The sequence below is a fragment of the Actinomycetota bacterium genome, from assembly GCA_035536535.1.
Lineage (GTDB): Bacteria > Actinomycetota > JAICYB01 > JAICYB01 > JAICYB01 > DATLNZ01.
In genome coordinates this window covers 1-14,981 of record DATLNZ010000021.1, presented here as the reverse complement: position 1 = coordinate 14,981, position 14,981 = coordinate 1, and the positions used below count along the sequence as shown (strand labels likewise).

The window sequence follows — 14,981 nt, the reverse complement described above, 5'->3', positions numbered from 1 at the left end:
CGTTTGGTCGAGCCGGCGCCGACCAGGTCGTGAAGGGTTTCCACGACTCCGGGGTTGTTGTGGTGGTACTCGCCGTTCGGGCGGTGCTTGACGAACCCGGGCCGGGACAGCGCCGGCTTCGGCGAGCCGTACGCGGCGGCGTGTCGCGCGGCCACGTCGTCGTGGATCTGAGCCAGCGAAAGCCCGGACATCAGCGATGGTGTACCTGTCAGGCAGCTGTGAATCACATCGGGGCCGAGCCCCACCGCCTCGAACAACTGGGCCCCCCGGTAGGAGTCCAGGGTGGAGATGCCCATCTTGGACATGATCTTCAGAACGCCGTCCTCCGCCGCCGTCCTGTATGACGTCAGCGCCTCGGCGGCCGCCATCCCCTCGATCATTCCGCCGGCCGCGCGATCGGCGATCGTGGCCAGCGCCAGGCGGGGACAGACGAGGTCGGCGCCGTACCCGAGCAGGCACGCGAAGTGGTGCGTCTCGCGGGGCTCCCCCGAGTCCACGACGACCGAGGCGCACGTCCGCAGTCCCTCGCGCATCAGCGCGTGATGGACGGCCCCCGCCGCCAGGACCGACGGGATCGGAGCGCGAGCCGGGCCGCACGCCCGGTCCGACACCACGACGATCCCCGCTCCCGCCCGGACGGACTCGACCGCCTCTCCGGACAGTCTTGTGACTGCTTCCCCGAGAGACCCGCTCGACGGCTCGTAGGTGGAGTCAAGCAGAGCCACAGGCCACGGCGCATCGGCGAACAGGTCGTCGACCGCCTCCGGGAACACGAAAAAGGACCCGAACTCCAGGAGGTCGCAGGCCTGCGGACCGTCCTCCAGAAGCGGCGCCCGCGGGCCTGCCAGCGTGCGCAGCGACATCACCAGCCGCTCCCGAAGGTGGTCGATCGGGGGGTTGGTCACCTGCGCGAATCGCTGTTTCAGAAACGCAAAGACCGGACGTCCGCACGGCGAAAGGAACGGCTCCTGGGTGTCGTCGCCCATGGACGACACCGGCTCCTTGCCCGCTTTCGCCATCGGCTCCACGATCACCGCGAGCTCCTCGCGTGTGAACCCGAAGGCCACCTGCTGGGCGGTCAGGTCGTCCGGTACCGCTGCGGCGGGGGAGCCGGGGGAGCAGGCGGTCAGCCGCCGAGCCCACTGCCCGAATGGACGGATCGTGGCGAGGGAACGCTTGACCTCTGAATTCTGCTGGACCGGGTGCGGAAGGCCCGGGTCGACGCACAGCATGGCGCCGGCCTCCAGCCGCCCTCTCGTGACGGGCCCGCGGCCGTCTACGTCCACCGTGCCCACCTCGCTGGACACGACCACCAGCCCGTCCTGGCAGACCTGCGTACGCAGGGGCCGGAGCCCGTTTCGGTCCAGGCAGGCGCCCACTCGGACGCCGTCGGTGAACACGATCCCGGCCGGCCCGTCCCAAGGCTCGACGAGGCACGAGTGGTAGCGGAAGAACCCGCGGACCTCCTCGTCGAGGTCGCTGCGGCCGTCCCAGTGCGCAGGCACCAGCATCGAAAGCGAGTGCCGGACATCGCGTCCGCCGCGCACCAGCAGCTCGACGACCTCGTCCAGGATGGACGAGTCGGAGCCGGACGCGCTGACCACCTGACCCTGGACCCCCAGAGCGCCTCCCAGCCGGCCCTCCCGGGCGCGCATCCAGTTGACGTTGCCGGCGATGGTGTTGACCTCGCCGTTGTGGCACAGCATCCGGAACGGCTGCGCGCGCTCCCAGGTGGGGCGCGTGTTGGTCGAATAGCGCTGGTGGAAGATGGCGAAAGCCGACTCAAAGCGGTCGTCGGCGAGGTCGGAGTAGAAGTTGGCCAGCTGGGTCGCCGCGGACAACGCCTTGTAGGTGACGGTCCGCGTGGACCATGACGGCACGTACAGCCTCACCCGCGTATCCCCGGCGGCGAGCTCCGCTCGCCGCCGGGCTCGATAGCACCGTCGCTCGGCCTCCTCGGCGTCGCCGTCGGGGATCTCGAACAGGAGCTGCTGGACGACGGGCATCGACTCCCGCGCGATCTTGCCCAGGGCCGCGGGGTCCACCGGCACCTCGCGCCAGTCCACCGGCACGAGTCCCTCTTCGCGGGCGGCCGACTCGACCATCCCGCGCGCCTCGTGGGTGCCGTCGGAGAAGACCATCGCGACGCCGGCCTCCCCGAAAATCCGTCGGGGGATGGGGGCCAGGATCCCGGACCCGTCACCTGTCAGCTCGTCGGACGCCACCGCACCGCGGTGCACGACGCGGCACAGGGCTTGGACAGCCGCCTCCACGATCTGACGGCTCGGACGTCCCCGCGCGTCGGCAACGAAGCCGATCCCGCAGGCATCGCGCTCGGCGGCCGGGTGCTGGCGCATGGCGGTTCCTCCAAGAAAAAACGACGCCCGCGAACCGCGGAGCGCCGTTGCCCGCCGAAAGGTTACCCGCGCCAGGTGACGGGCGTCGGTCGTACCCGTTGCGGCATGATGACTGCCGTAATTGTCGTCAGCCATCCAACGAGGAGATTGCCTCCATGACACGGTCACGCCCCACCCTGCTTCTACGCGCCAGATGCGTCCTGACCACCGCGCTGCTCCTGGCAGGCTCGACGTTTCTTCCGGCTGTTCCGGCCTCCGCCCAGGAGGGAACGGCTGATCTGGAGCTGCTGAAGACCTGCAGGAACCAGAACACGGACACCTCCGCCTCGGACCAGCAACCGCTGATCGTGTCACCCGGCGACCGGATCCAGTGCGCGATCACGGTCGCAAACCACGGTCCGGCCGAGGCCACAGAGATCGTCGCGACCGACGACGTGCCAGCCGAACTGCGGATCGTGAGCGTTGGAGGCCCGTTCCACACCATGGACTGCACCGTCCACCCGACGAGTCCGGAGCTGCGGTGCTCCAAGGATTCGCTAGCCGAGAATTTCGCGGCCAACGCCATCTATCACCTGGTCGTGACCGACCGGGCGGCCCCTGGTTCCACCTTCTCGAATTTCGCGGAAGCGCAGGCGGCACAGCCGGACCCGGATCCGACGAACAACTCCGACAGTGTTTCGTTCGCCACCCTTGCCTGCACCCTGGACGCCCGCGGCGCCCGCTCAGGCCGATCCATCAGGGGGACGAGCGGGGCGGACGTGATCTGCGGCTCCCACTACGGCGACTCCATCAACGGCCTCGGAGGAAATGACCTGGTGTACGGACTCGGCGGCAACGACGCCATCAACGGGGCAGGCGGCAACGACAACCTGGTTGGTGGGTCCGGCAACGACGCCATCCGCGGCGGGACGGGCAACGACAGGCTGTCGGGAGGCTCCGGCAACGACTCGCTGTCGGGCGACTCCGGCAGCGACTCGGCCGACGGGGGTTTGGGAAGAGACGCCTGCCGCGCGGAGTCCCTTACGGCCTGCTGACCCGCACTCCCTAGCGTCCCAGGCGTGACTCGGCGTACGTCCTCATCGGGTCGCGGTTGTTGAGCTCCCAGCCGGTGGTGGGCGACCTGACCCCCCGCAGCTCGCTGAACTGCAGGACGCCGCCCTCGGCTATGGGATTCATGATCGAGTACGGCGGGGTGCCGGAGCGAGAGCTGTTGCCGGTGGCGGCGTACGCGCCGACGCTGCGCTCGTGGATCCCGCCGAAGTTGTGCCCGATCTCATGGGCCAGCAGGTTCACGTTGTTGAGCAGGTTGACCGGCGACGACACGATGCGGCTGACGCCGACCGCATAAGGGTCGTTCAGCCGCTGGATCCAGGCGCACCCGATGAAGTTTCCGGTCAGCGACGGGGTGAACAGGTGGACCGCGTCGCGAGGGACTTCGCCGCGGTTGCGGAGCCAGTAGTCCGTGACCTGCTCGAGCTTCCCGGGGTTGCAGGCGTTGGGCGCGGTGTAGGGATCGGGGGTCGTCCAGGCGCTAAGGTCCGTGATCTGGACGCGCAGGTCGAGCTGCGGGTCGTACACCGCTTCCAGGTAGCTGGCCAGTTCCTCCATCTTCTGCTGCCACGTGTTGCGGTTGAACGTCCAGAACAGGTGGTCGGCCTCCAGGGCCAGCCGCAGGACGAGGGTCCCGGGCGCCGCTGCAGGTGAAGGGCTACCTGCCGCCGCCATGGGCTGGGGCGGGTGGAGTCCCTCCTCGCCGCCCGGGGCGTCGCGGTCCAGGGACTCAAAGGCTCTGGCGTCCGCGCCTCCGTCCGGCCTCGGCAGCAGCACCCAGCCGGACCCGGTCCGGTCGATGACCAGGCCTTCGACGACGCCGCCGCGGATCGAAAGCCGCACGGACAGTCCCGGGTCGGGGGTTAGCCGGCCGATGTACGTGGTCGTCGCCGCGCGTGGCGCGGGCGTGGTGTGTCCGTCGCGAACCACCCACACGCCGGCGTCGGGCGCGAGCATCTCCCGAGGCGCGGCTGTCATCCGCAGCGCGAGGGTGCCCAGCCTCAGCGTGACGGAACGTCCGGCTGCCAGAGCCGTGGCGGCTGCTGGTTGGAGTGCTGGGACGGAGACGGAGGAAGTGGCTTCCCGGGGCCCGGGGACGGCGGCCATCAATGCCACGACCAAGAGCAGTGAGACCGCTCGCACCTTCATAACTGCCGCCTTGGGGGGGGGAGTACCGGCATGGACTTCTTCGCCGGGGATACGCCGACTCCTCCCGTCGGCGGACGGCAGGGAGGCGTCTGTGTCAGCAGGTGACGGCGAAGTTGCTGCTGGACGACATCCCGTTGCTGCCGGTCGCCGACGCCGTGAAGCTGTGCTTACCGGCGGACGCCGTGCGGCCGAAAGACCCGTTGAACTTCGGCTGCCCCGAGACCCCCGGCTGCTTTAAGACCGACCCGTCGAAGGTGATCTTCAGGCTGGACAGCGTCGTGCCCGGCCGCGCCGTCACGGTCACGTTGACCTGGGCCTTCCCGCCCGAGCAGGTCCCGGTGCCCGATATCGCGGGCCCGGCTTTGCTCGTGGCAGTGGCCCGGGCAGTCGCCGTCGGGGCGGCCCTCACCCCGGGCGTGGCAGTCCTGCGCGGCGTGGGCCTGGCTGCGGCCTGCGACTGAAGCGCAGAGGGTGAAGGGGATGCGGACTCCGCGGCAGCCTCCGGGGACGCCTCGGGCGGCGGCGTCTCCTCGATGGTCACAAGAAAGGGCCCGGGGCTCCGTGACACCACGCGTGTGGCCACCTCGTCGCTGCGGCGCGAGCTCTCGAGTGCTCCGGCGGCCACCGCGATCAGGCATGGGACCAGCGCCAGCACCGGCCACATCCGCGGACGGGGACGTTCGCTGTGCTCTCTGGGCGTGAACGCAGAGATCGGGTCCGGCGAGGTCGAATTAGCGACTGTCGCCGAAGCCCGGGGCTTTCGCGTCAGTCGCGCCCCGAGCAGGACCACGATCGCGGCCCCGAGCCCGGCTGCGACGAGGACATCGGGTGAAGGCACGGCTCCCAAGCTAGCACCGCTTCCCCCATCAGCAGGCGGAACTTAACAAATGCCCCACGCGGGAACCGGTGCTCAGGGCTTCAGGACCGCCTCCGCCAGAGCGGACGTGTCGGCCACCGTGAGGGTAAGCCCTGCATGGCGCATGACCCCGAGGGGGTCCAGGCCCGGGACCGGCTCGCGAAACGACAGGCACAGTCCCGTGCGGATGTTGGTGCCGAACGTGAGCCCGCGGTCGGACAGCGACAGCCGGGGCCCTATCGCTCGGTACCAACGGTACGGACCCGTGATCTCGGCCCCCGTGATGTTGTCCAGTCCCGTGCGGACCCGCCATGGTCCGAACCGGGCGTCCAGGACTCCGGCGTCCACGACCACCCGGGCGGTGGAGGGCGTCACTCCGATCAACGACAGAGGCTTTACGAAGCGGGGCTCAAAGGCGAAGTCAAAGCTCCGGCCGCCCATCGCCTAGCGCGCGGCCTCCGTCTTGCCCAGGGCGCGTCCTGCGGTGGCCACCGCGTTGTGCAGGAGCTCGCCCGTCTCGTGCAGCCTTCGGGTGAGGCGCCGCTGCAGCTTCCCGGACGGGGTCTTTGGCAGCGAACCCGGCGCGAGGAGGACCACCTGGTCGGCGGCGACGCGCATCGCGTGGCGGACCTCGGTGGCGACCTGCCGTGCGAGCCGTGCGGCCTCTTCGCCGTGCAGACGCGTCTCGGCGATCACGACCAGGCCTTCCCGCGCCCGCTCAAGGATGCCAAAAGCCACCGCGTTGCCCCGCCGGACGCCCGGCACGTTGTTGGCGGCGCGCTCGGCATCCTCGGGGTACAGATTGCGCCCGCCGACGATGATCATGTCCTTGAGCCTGCCGGTGATCACCAGGCCGTCCGGGCCCCACAGCCCGAGGTCGCCCGTCTTGATCCAACCGTCCTGCAGGACCTTGTCTGTCTCCTCGGGGTCTTCGAAGTAGCCAACCATGGCCGACTCGCTTCGCACGCAGACCTCGCCGACGTGGCCGTCCGGAACCTTTTCGCCGGTCTCGGAGCGGATCTCGATCTCGCAGCCCAGGACGGGGTAGCCGACCGACACCAGAGGCCGTGCTCCGGGCGTGCCCGCCGGCACTTCCACGGCGACACTTTTTTCGGCAAGAGCCTCGGCATCGGCCCAGCGGGCTGCGCGCGCGGCTCCCGGCCGGGGAGCCGCCACTCCCAGGGTTGCCTCCGCCAGGCCGTACACGGGCAGCAGCGCCTCCGGGCGCAGTCCGTGGCGGGCACCGACGGCCGCTAGTTCCTCCATGGTCTTGGCGTCCACGGGCTCCGCGCCGTTTGCGGCGACCCGCAGCCGGGACAGGTCGTACGTCGTCTCTGCGTTGCGGAGCACCCGGGTGGCCAGCCCGTAGGCGAAGTTGGGGGCGGCGGTGATCGTGCCGCCGGCCCTGGAGAGGGTCTCGATCCAGATCTTCGGAGACGAGATGAACACTTCGGGCGCGATGAGGTAGGCCGACATGTCCCAGTACAGCGGCCACAGGGTCAGTCCGATCAGACCGAAGTCGTGGAAAAGCGGGAGCCAGCTGACCGCCACGTCCTCCGGGCCGAAGTCCACCTGCCGGCCACCCGACTCGGCGTTGCGCATCAGACATCCCTGGGACAGCACGACCCCCTTCGGCCGGGCGGTGGACCCGGAGGTGAACTGGATGAGCGCCGGGTCGTCGGTCTGTTGCTGTGCGAAATCGACGTCGCGCCCCGCCGCGCGCACGTCCTCGAACGTCGCCGTCGGGGGGCCGAGTGTGAGCAGGTCGGGGAACGCGGCGAAGCGGGGGTCCAGCGCCAGAGCGGACAAGCGGGCCTTATCCGCTCTTGACCGGACCTCGTCGACAAGGGCGCCGGGGTCCGAAAGGCGCATCGGCACCGCAAGAGGGACGGCAACCGCCCCGGCGGCCCAGGCGCCGAACACGCAGGCTACGAAGTCCGGGGTCGTGGACCCCAGCAGCCCGACCCGGTCGCCGGGACGGACACCGAGGTCCAGCCAGGCACCCGCGCACGACCGCGCGATCTCAGCAAGCTTTCCCCAGGTCCAGGTCTCACGATCGCCGTCGAAGTCGACGAAGGTGATGCCCCGTGGGCTGGAACTGCGCTGCTGAAGTGCGTCGTTGATGCTGCAAAACTGTGGCGACAACAAGGCTGGACCTCCCGGCGGGGCGTGGGGCGGAAGTCGAGATTATTCGATCATCCACAGGCTCGCTCGCGGCCGCTTCCGTGGAGGTCCCGTTTGAATCCATGCGCGCCCCGCGGTCAGGATGAGCCGTGAACGCAATAGAGGTTCGCGCGCTGCGCAAGGTCTACCGGTCGAGGCTGCGCGGCAGCAAGCTCGCGGTCGACGGCCTGACCATGGCGGTGCCGTCCGGATCGGTGTTCGGGTTCCTCGGCCCCAACGGCTCCGGAAAGACGACCACGATCCGTTGCCTGCTGGGACTTGCCGCGCCAACCGAGGGCTCGTGCCGGATGCTGGGTCAGGACGTCCCGTCGCGCCTGGACCGTGTCATTGGAAAGGTGGGATCGGTCGTCGAGGCGCCGGCGTTCTTCGGACGGTTCAGCGGGAGGCGCCATCTCGAGGTGCTGGCACGGGCGGCCGGATTGCCCAGGGCCCGCGTGGACGAGGTCCTGGACCGCGTGGGGCTGGGCTCCCGGGGCGACGACGCGATCAAGGGGTACTCCCTTGGAATGCGCCAGCGTCTTGCCCTGGCCGCCGTGCTGCTCAAGGACCCGCAGCTTCTGATCCTGGACGAGCCCGGCAACGGACTGGACCCGGCCGGCCTCAAGGAGGTGCGCGACCTGCTGCGATCGCTTGCCCGCGAGGGCAGGACCGTGTTTTTGTCCAGCCACCTTCTCCAGGAGATCCAGCTGATCTGCGACTCGGTGGCGATCATCCAGCGCGGCCGCTGTATAGCAGCCGGACCCGTGGCCGAGGTGATCGCCAGCAGGGGAGCCGCCGCTCTGGTCGTCCGGCTCCCGAACACCCGGCGGATCAAGACGGCCGCTCGCGTCCTGACCTCCGCGGGCTACCCGGTCGAGCTGTCCGACGACCACCTCCTCGTGGCTGCGTCCGCAGAGCAGGGGTCGGAAATCAACAAACTGCTGGCCCAGGAGGGCATCTACCTGTCGGAGCTGCGCGCCGAGGAGCTGAGCCTGGAGTCGGTGTTCCTTGAGCTGACGGGCGGGGAGTCGGTTTGAGGGCGCTTCTTTCGGCCGAGTTCCTCCGCCTGCGTTCGCGCAAACTCCCGGTGATGCTGTTGGTGATCGGCGTGGCGGTAGCCGCGCTGGTCGGCGTCTTCGCCTTCACGTCCTCGCAGAAGCCGGTCGACGACGCGCAGGTCGAAAAGCGGCGGGCGCAGTGCCTCGAGCAGATCCGGCGCGGCGGACGCCTGGACCCCCGCATCGAGGAGCAGACGTGCTCGAACCAGTTCGTGGGGGACAGGCGCTTTCGTCTGGCCTCCGCACTGCCCGACATCACCCGGGGTGTTGCTCGCCAGCTGCTGCCCGTCCTGGCGGTGGTGATGGGGGCCTCGCTCATCGGCGCGGAGTGGGCCTCGGGCAACATGCAGACGCTTCTCACGTGGGAGCCCCGCAGAGGCAGGGTGCTGGCGGCGAAGCTGGCCGCCGGAGGCGCGGCCGCTTTTGTGGGGGCTGTGGTCGTCCTGCTCCTGCTCGTTGCCGCCGTGATGCCCGCGACGCTCGCGCGGGGGACCGCCGCGGGCGCGAACGGATCTTTCTGGTGGTCCATGGCGGGGTTGTGGCTGCGTGGGGGATTCGTGGCAGCCTCGGCGGCTCTGATCGGGATGACGCTGGCGTCCATCGCCCGCAACACGGCAGCCCCCATAGTGCTGTGGTTCCTGTACGGGATCGCCGAGTCGCTCATCGGCCTATGGAGAAACGGCAAGCTGCGACCGTTGCTGCTCTCGGAGAACCTCAACCATGTGCTGGGACTCGCCTCGTTTGGCTCCAGTGGCCGCTTTTCAACGATGGCGCCCCGCAGCGCGCTGGCGGCGACGGGTGTCGTGCTGTGTTACCTGGCAGTGGTCACCGGCGCGGCTTACGCGACCTTCATCTCCAAGGACATCTGAGCCCTCGGCTCAGCCCGCCACGTAGATGTCGGCCTTGGCCCCCTTGCGCACCTGGGTGCCGGCCGAGGGGTTCTGTCCCTGGACCTGACCCTTCGGGCTCGCCGACCCTGGGACCTCGATCTCCCGCCCCAGGACCAAACCCAGCTCCTTGATCTTTTGCTTGGCCCCCTCTGCCGTCATCCCCACGAGGCTCGGCATCGCGAAGGTGCGAGGGCCCTTGGAGACGACGACGGTCACCTTTGATCCCCGGACGGCCCGTGCTGCTCCCGCCGGGTCGGTGCGTATGACCCGGCCTTCGGCGACGGTGTCGGAGAAGTCGTCCACCGACGCAGGCGCGAATCCCGCCGCGCGGATCTGACGCCTGGCTTCCTCGGCTCCCACCCCGGACAGGCCCTGCGGCACCGGCACCAGGTCCGGCCCCTTGCTGACGACCAGCGCGATGGGCGCTCCTCGTTTGAGCTTTCCCTCCGCCGGGTCCTGGGCCGCGACCGAGCCGGCGGGGATCGAATTGTGGAAGCTCTCGGACTCCTCACCGACGGTGAATCCGTCCTCGGTGAGGATCGTCCTCGCTTGCTCCGACGGTTTGCCGACGACCGACGGGACCCTCAGCATCTCGGGTCCCTTTGAGACGACCACCGCGACCTCGGACTTGGGACGCGCGCGCTGTCCGGACTCCGGACTCGTGCTGACGATCGTCCCCGCGGGCACGGTGTCGTGGAACGTCTCTGTTCGGGGGCCGATCCGAAGCTCCGCGCGCTGCAGCTTCTGTTCCGCTCCCACTTCGGTGAGCCCGGCAATCTGTGGGACCGTCGTTGTGCGCAGGCCGAACTCGTAGGCCCCCGCGGCCCCGGCCGACAGGACCAGAAGCAGGGCCAGCCACGGCCACAGCCGGCGCCGTGCCCTGCGGCCGGTGGTGCGCTTCCGGCGCAGTCGCCGGGTCCCTTCGCCTGGGAGTGGGATGACGGTGGTGGGCTGTGCCACCGGCTGGACCGAAACCTCCTGCGTCTCGTGGAACTGGGTCACGCCGCTCCCGCCGCCCAGCGCGTCGGCCAGGGCGCCGGCGGACTCGAACCGGTCCTCCGGTCGCAGAGCCGTGGCACGGGCGACCGCCCCGTCCACCTGGGGCGACACGCCGGGGGAGGGGACCGAGTGGGTGAGACGGGCGGCGGCCACCGCAGAGGGCGTCTCGCCGGTGAACGCCGCGCGGCCCGTGAGCATCTCGTAGGTCATGACTCCCAGTGCGTAGACGTCGGCCCTGGCGTCGGCGTCGCGGTCGGTCAGCTGCTCCGGAGCGATGTAGGCCACGGTCCCGAGGGCCCCGTCGGTGGTGAGCCTCACCGCGTCCGGACCCAGCGCGCGCGCGACGCCGAAGTCGACGACCTTCACTCCGCCGTCGGGGGTTATGAGGACGTTCTCCGGCTTGACGTCGCGGTGCACCAGCGAGCGGGCGTGCGCGTGGTCCAGCGCCGCCGCCACACCCGAAACCACGGCCTTTGCCGTGGCCTGGTCCAGACGCCCGAACCTGTCGAGCATCTCGCGCAAGCTCGTGCCTTCCACGAGCTCCATCACCATGAAGACGGTTTCGTCCTCGTGGCCCCAGTCGTGGACCATGGCGATGTTGGCGTGGTTCAGCCGGGCGGCGTTCTGGGCCTCCCGTCGGAACCTCTCGACGAAGCCGCCGTCGTAGGCGAGCGCCGGATGCATGATCTTGACCGCGACCTGACGTCCCAGGACCTGGTCGGTGGCGCGGTAAACGACGGCCATTCCGCCCGCGGCGAGCCTTGAGTCCAAGCGGTAGCGCCCGGCCAGGACGGCGCCGATGCGCGAGTCGGGCTGCGTGTGCGTCTGGGTCATGGGAGCCGGACCATCCTATTCGCCGAATGACATGGATGTAAGTCTTTCGCGCCGGGGGTCCGGCCGCGCGTCACGCCGCGTAGAACAGGCGGATGCCGGCGCCGGACCGGAGGGAAGTGCCCGCCGCGGGCGACTGGCCCTGGATCTGGCCGGAGGGCCGTCCGGACCCGGGGACCGCCTCCTCGCCTGACACCTTCAGTCCCAGCGACTGGGCCCGAGATCGGGCCTGCGTCCTGGTCATCCCGACGAAGTTCGGCACGCTGATCACCTTCGGACCCCTGGACACAACTACGGTCACCTTCGACCCCCTGGGGGCGGTGGTGGATGACGGGGCCGTCCTGATGACCACTCCTTCGGCGACGCTGCCGGAGTTCTCGAGCGTCACCACGGGAATAAGTCCGGCCGCCGTCAGCGCGGCGACAGCAGCGGCGCGGGTCTTTCCGGCGACCCGCGGCAGCGCGACCGTGTCTGCGCCCTTGCTGACGACCAGGTCCACCTTCGTCCCGCTCTTCGCCTTTCCGGGGGCCGGGCGCTGTGAGACCACTGTGCCCGCCTGTGCCTTGGGGTCGGCGGCGTGGGTTACCGACCCGGTCTTGAAACCGGCTTCGGTGAGCGCGCGTCTGGCCGCGTCGAGCGTCATGCCCGACATCGATGGGAGCGTGACGGCCTCCGGTCCGGAGCTGACGACCAGATCGACGGTCGCGCCGGCCTGAGCCTGTCCGGCCTCCGGGTTCTGCGAGATGACGACACCGGTCGCCACCTCCTCGCTCATCTCCCTTGAGACCTCTCCGACGACGAACCCGGCTGTCTCCAGCGCCTTTTTGGCGGAGCTGAGGCCTCGGCCGGTGACCGACGGCAGCTCGAGCGGCGGGGGACCTCCCGAAACGTAGACGGTGACGGGGGCTCCCCGGTCCAGGGAACGGCCCGCCGCCGGGTCCGTTCGCAGGACGCTGCCCGTGGCCACGTCCGTGTGGAACTCGGTCGAGGTGCGGACCGTGAACCCAGCCTCGCGCAGAGTCCGGACGGCGGCTGCTTGCCGCGCGGCGGTGACGTCCGGGACCTCAGCCCCCCGCGGCGCCTTGGCGTAGGCGAGTCCGGCCGCGAACAGGGCCATGACGATCGCCGGGAAGATCAGCATCCTGGCGCTGCTCCTCGTGCGGAATCCGCCGTCGGCCCCGCCGTCTGTGGCGATGGGGACGACCTTCGTCTCGGCGGTATCCGCGGGGTTGGACGGTGCGTCGTAGTCCAGCCACCCGGAAGGAATGGACATCGTGGCGTTCAGGTCCGCCTCGGCAGTTTCGCTTTCCGGTTCGAAGTCGATGAGCGCCGGCTGCAGGACGGCGGTGTCGGCGCCGAAAGCTTCGGGGACCGCCGGAGAATCGGCGACCAGTCGCAGGGGCGACGTCTCGTTCGGCTGTGCGATGGCCGGTGCTGTCTGCGATTCCGCGTTTCGGGCGCCAATGGCAGGGACGGCCGCCACCGGAGGTGGTTGGCGCCTGCCGGTGAGCATCTCGAAGGCCAGGGCGCCGAGTCCGCCTATGTCGCCGGCGGGCTCGGGGGGAGCCGACGGCCACGGCTTTTCCAGGAGGCCGGCGGCTCCGAAGTCCACGACCTTGATCTCGCCGCCCGGCAGCATCCAGACGTAGTCGCTGTTGACGCTTCCGTGCGTCACGCCGTGGGCATGGGCGTGGTCCAGGGCGGCGGTGACCGCCGACAGGACCCGCTGCGCCGCGTGAGGGTCCATTGCCCCGGCGCGGGCGATGAACTCACCCAGCGGCGTCCCCGGCACGATCTCGGATGCCACGAACAATCTCGGTCCGCTGCGGCCCCAGTCCCGGACGGCGACGATGCCGGGGTGCGTCAGGCAGGCGGCCCCCGCCGCGGACCGTTGCAGCCTCTCGACGAAGGCCTGGTCTCCGGACAGGCGCTGAGGCAGCAGCCGCAGGAGGAAGGTGCGCCCTGAGGTCTGGTCGACCACGCGGAACCGGGAGATCTCGCCCTGCGGTTCCAGCCGCGTCTCAACGAGGTAGCGCCCTCCGATGAGGGCACCGGTGACTGGTTGCTGGGTGGGGCTGAGGGCCATCGTCCGCGCATGCTACAGCAGCCTGTGATTTTTGACGACTATTGTTGTTTTTGTTGCTGCTGTGGTCCCGGGAGCCAGAGCGACACGTGGGACGGCTGCATCGTACGGGCCACCACGCCCCGGAGCTCGGTCACGAGCGACTCGAGGTCCGTCTGCTCGCGCATGTGGACCGAGAAGTCCTGCAGCGTACGCGCGGCGTCGTAGCGAACACGGTTGAACCTGCGGTCGATAAAGCGCTGCAGCCTCGCCCTGGCCGGCCTGAACAGTCCCGCCACCATGAGCGTGGACCCGGCCACGGCCACATCGGATCCGCGGGTCAGAGGCCTCGTCGCCTGGCCCAGGAGGAACACGCCGCCGGCATACGCGGCCGCCAGGGTTGCGGTGAGGGCGGCGTAAACAAACGTCCGGTTGATGATCCGGTCGATGTCGTACAGCCGGTACTTCAGGACCGACAGAGCCAGGGACACCGGCAGCGCGAGGAATATCAGGACCTCCACTACCGAGATCGCTCCGCGCGCGCCCGGGACGTGGCCGACGTAGCGGGCCCAGTTCGCGACCGCCAGCGAGGTAACCGTGACCATGACCGCCGCGTAGGCCACCACCTTCACCTGCTGGCGTTCGTCCCCGTGCGACCTCACCGCCCGTACGACAAGCGACACCACGCCGGCGAACATCGCGCCGAACAGAGCAAACACGCCCGCATCGGCGATGGCCTGGACCACAGACGGCGCCGGCAGCGCGAGCGGGTTCACCACCGACGGCACGTTGCCGAGCAACCCGTCGTCGCGGAAGGCGTCGGGCTTGAAGATCGTGGCCCCGAACGCGGCGCCCCCCGCCACCGCGAGCCACACAAAGGGCCGCCACCGGCGCGACACGGTCGCACCCGTCGGGAACACCAGCGGAAGGATCGCACCGAGAACCGTCCAGCAGGCGCAGAACGCCAGAAACGAGACGAACCTCGCGGCCACGCCCCCGGTCCACGTCCCTGGATGGGTTACCAGCGCGAAGCCGGCGTAGTGGTCGGCCGCGACGGCGAGCAAACCCGACAGGCCGCCGGCGGCGAACGCCCACCCTGCCCGGTTCCCGCGGCTGCGGACCACCACCAGGGAGCCCAGCGCGCAGGCGGTAAGCATGTGGGCGGACCAGGCAGCGGTCTCGGCGAAACCGTTCCAGTCGGCCGTTGCGGCGTGTTCGGCGTGGGCGTTGACGACCGACATCAGCAGGCTCCACGCCGCAAGCGCCACAGAGGTAGCGAAGAGAATGGCGGCGAGAGTGTTGGTCCTTCTGCTGCCCCGCGGCGGAGCGCCAGCCCTGTCCACGACTCAACATAGCCCCTCACCGGGGGCGGTTCGACGGTGGCTGAAGCCCGGGGGCCGCCTCGGCCTGAACCAAAAACGCCCTGTGGCCAGGACCTGGGTGAGAGCGGACGATGGGATTCGAACCCACGACATCTACCTTGGCAAGGTAGTGCTCTACCAACTGAGCTACGTCCGCAGCGCACTCATTTTACCCATTGTGGGATGCAGGGGTAGCGAGCCTCCC

At 69.6% G+C, this 14,981-nt stretch carries 11 protein-coding genes and 1 tRNA gene; 3 read left to right on the top strand and 9 right to left on the bottom strand.

What is annotated here, in order from left to right; translation table 11 throughout:
* A partial coding sequence (locus VNE62_01640; GenBank protein HVE90991.1) for a glutamate synthase central domain-containing protein occupies window positions 1-2,357 on the bottom strand: 2,357 nt, incomplete at its 3' end.
* Window positions 2,358-2,512: 155 nt separating this feature from the next.
* On the opposite strand from VNE62_01640, the gene VNE62_01635 reads away from it, so the two are divergent.
* Window positions 2,513-3,391 carry a hypothetical protein gene (locus tag VNE62_01635; protein ID HVE90990.1) on the top strand — a complete coding sequence of 293 codons (879 nt, stop codon included), beginning with the start codon at window positions 2,513-2,515 and terminating at the stop codon, window positions 3,389-3,391.
* A 10-nt stretch (window positions 3,392-3,401) separates the two neighbouring features.
* On the opposite strand, the gene VNE62_01630 is transcribed toward VNE62_01635, so the two are convergent.
* From VNE62_01630 to VNE62_01615, 4 genes are all read right to left on the bottom strand, one after another.
* Window positions 3,402-4,556: a M12 family metallo-peptidase gene (locus tag VNE62_01630; GenBank protein ID HVE90989.1), complete on the bottom strand. Its 1,155-nt coding sequence runs from the start codon at window positions 4,554-4,556 to the stop codon at window positions 3,402-3,404.
* 94 nt (window positions 4,557-4,650) lie between these two features.
* Window positions 4,651-5,394: a hypothetical protein gene (locus VNE62_01625; protein ID HVE90988.1), complete on the bottom strand. Its 744-nt coding sequence runs from the start codon at window positions 5,392-5,394 to the stop codon at window positions 4,651-4,653.
* A 72-nt stretch (window positions 5,395-5,466) separates the two neighbouring features.
* Window positions 5,467-5,853 (bottom strand): hypothetical protein, encoded by a 387-nt coding sequence (locus VNE62_01620; protein ID HVE90987.1) that lies wholly within the window; start codon window positions 5,851-5,853, stop codon window positions 5,467-5,469.
* 3 nt (window positions 5,854-5,856) lie between these two features.
* Complete coding sequence (locus VNE62_01615) at window positions 5,857-7,560, bottom strand: AMP-binding protein (GenBank protein ID HVE90986.1); 1,704 nt, start codon at window positions 7,558-7,560, stop codon at window positions 5,857-5,859.
* A gap of 125 nt (window positions 7,561-7,685) precedes the next feature.
* Here VNE62_01615 and VNE62_01610 point away from each other — a divergent pair, with 125 nt between their 5' ends.
* Together VNE62_01610 and VNE62_01605 are read left to right on the top strand one after the other, a co-directional pair.
* Entirely contained in the window at window positions 7,686-8,612 is a 927-nt protein-coding gene (locus tag VNE62_01610; protein HVE90985.1) for an ABC transporter ATP-binding protein, read from the top strand.
* On the top strand, window positions 8,609-9,502 hold the full coding sequence (locus tag VNE62_01605) for an ABC transporter permease (GenBank protein ID HVE90984.1): 894 nt from the start codon (window positions 8,609-8,611) through the stop codon (window positions 9,500-9,502). Before VNE62_01610 ends, VNE62_01605 begins: the two co-directional genes overlap by 4 nt.
* 9 nt (window positions 9,503-9,511) lie before the next feature.
* On the opposite strand, the gene pknB is transcribed toward VNE62_01605, so the two are convergent.
* The 4 genes from pknB to VNE62_01585 form a co-directional block, all read right to left on the bottom strand.
* Window positions 9,512-11,356 carry a Stk1 family PASTA domain-containing Ser/Thr kinase gene (gene pknB / locus VNE62_01600; protein HVE90983.1) on the bottom strand — a complete coding sequence of 615 codons (1,845 nt, stop codon included), beginning with the start codon at window positions 11,354-11,356 and terminating at the stop codon, window positions 9,512-9,514.
* A 70-nt stretch (window positions 11,357-11,426) separates the two neighbouring features.
* Complete coding sequence (locus VNE62_01595; GenBank protein ID HVE90982.1) at window positions 11,427-13,439, bottom strand: PASTA domain-containing protein; 2,013 nt, start codon at window positions 13,437-13,439, stop codon at window positions 11,427-11,429.
* 38 nt (window positions 13,440-13,477) lie between these two features.
* Window positions 13,478-14,683, bottom strand: coding sequence for a hypothetical protein (locus tag VNE62_01590; GenBank protein HVE90981.1), 1,206 nt, complete (start codon window positions 14,681-14,683; stop codon window positions 13,478-13,480).
* Window positions 14,684-14,860: 177 nt separating this feature from the next.
* Window positions 14,861-14,933 (bottom strand) — tRNA-Gly (locus VNE62_01585).
* Between the last annotated feature and the right edge of the window lie 48 nt (window positions 14,934-14,981).

What these genes read in the sequence shown, in the direction of transcription:
- VNE62_01635 (HVE90990.1), top strand. Translation starts at nt 2,513, where the DNA reads ATGACACGGTCACGCCCCACCCTGCTTCTACGCGCCAGATGCGTCCTG.
- VNE62_01630 (HVE90989.1), bottom strand. Translation starts at nt 4,556, where the DNA reads ATGAAGGTGCGAGCGGTCTCACTGCTCTTGGTCGTGGCATTGATGGCC.
- VNE62_01620 (HVE90987.1), bottom strand. Translation starts at nt 5,853, where the DNA reads ATGGGCGGCCGGAGCTTTGACTTCGCCTTTGAGCCCCGCTTCGTAAAG.
- pknB (HVE90983.1), bottom strand. Translation starts at nt 11,356, where the DNA reads ATGACCCAGACGCACACGCAGCCCGACTCGCGCATCGGCGCCGTCCTG.
- VNE62_01595 (HVE90982.1), bottom strand. Translation starts at nt 13,439, where the DNA reads ATGGCCCTCAGCCCCACCCAGCAACCAGTCACCGGTGCCCTCATCGGA.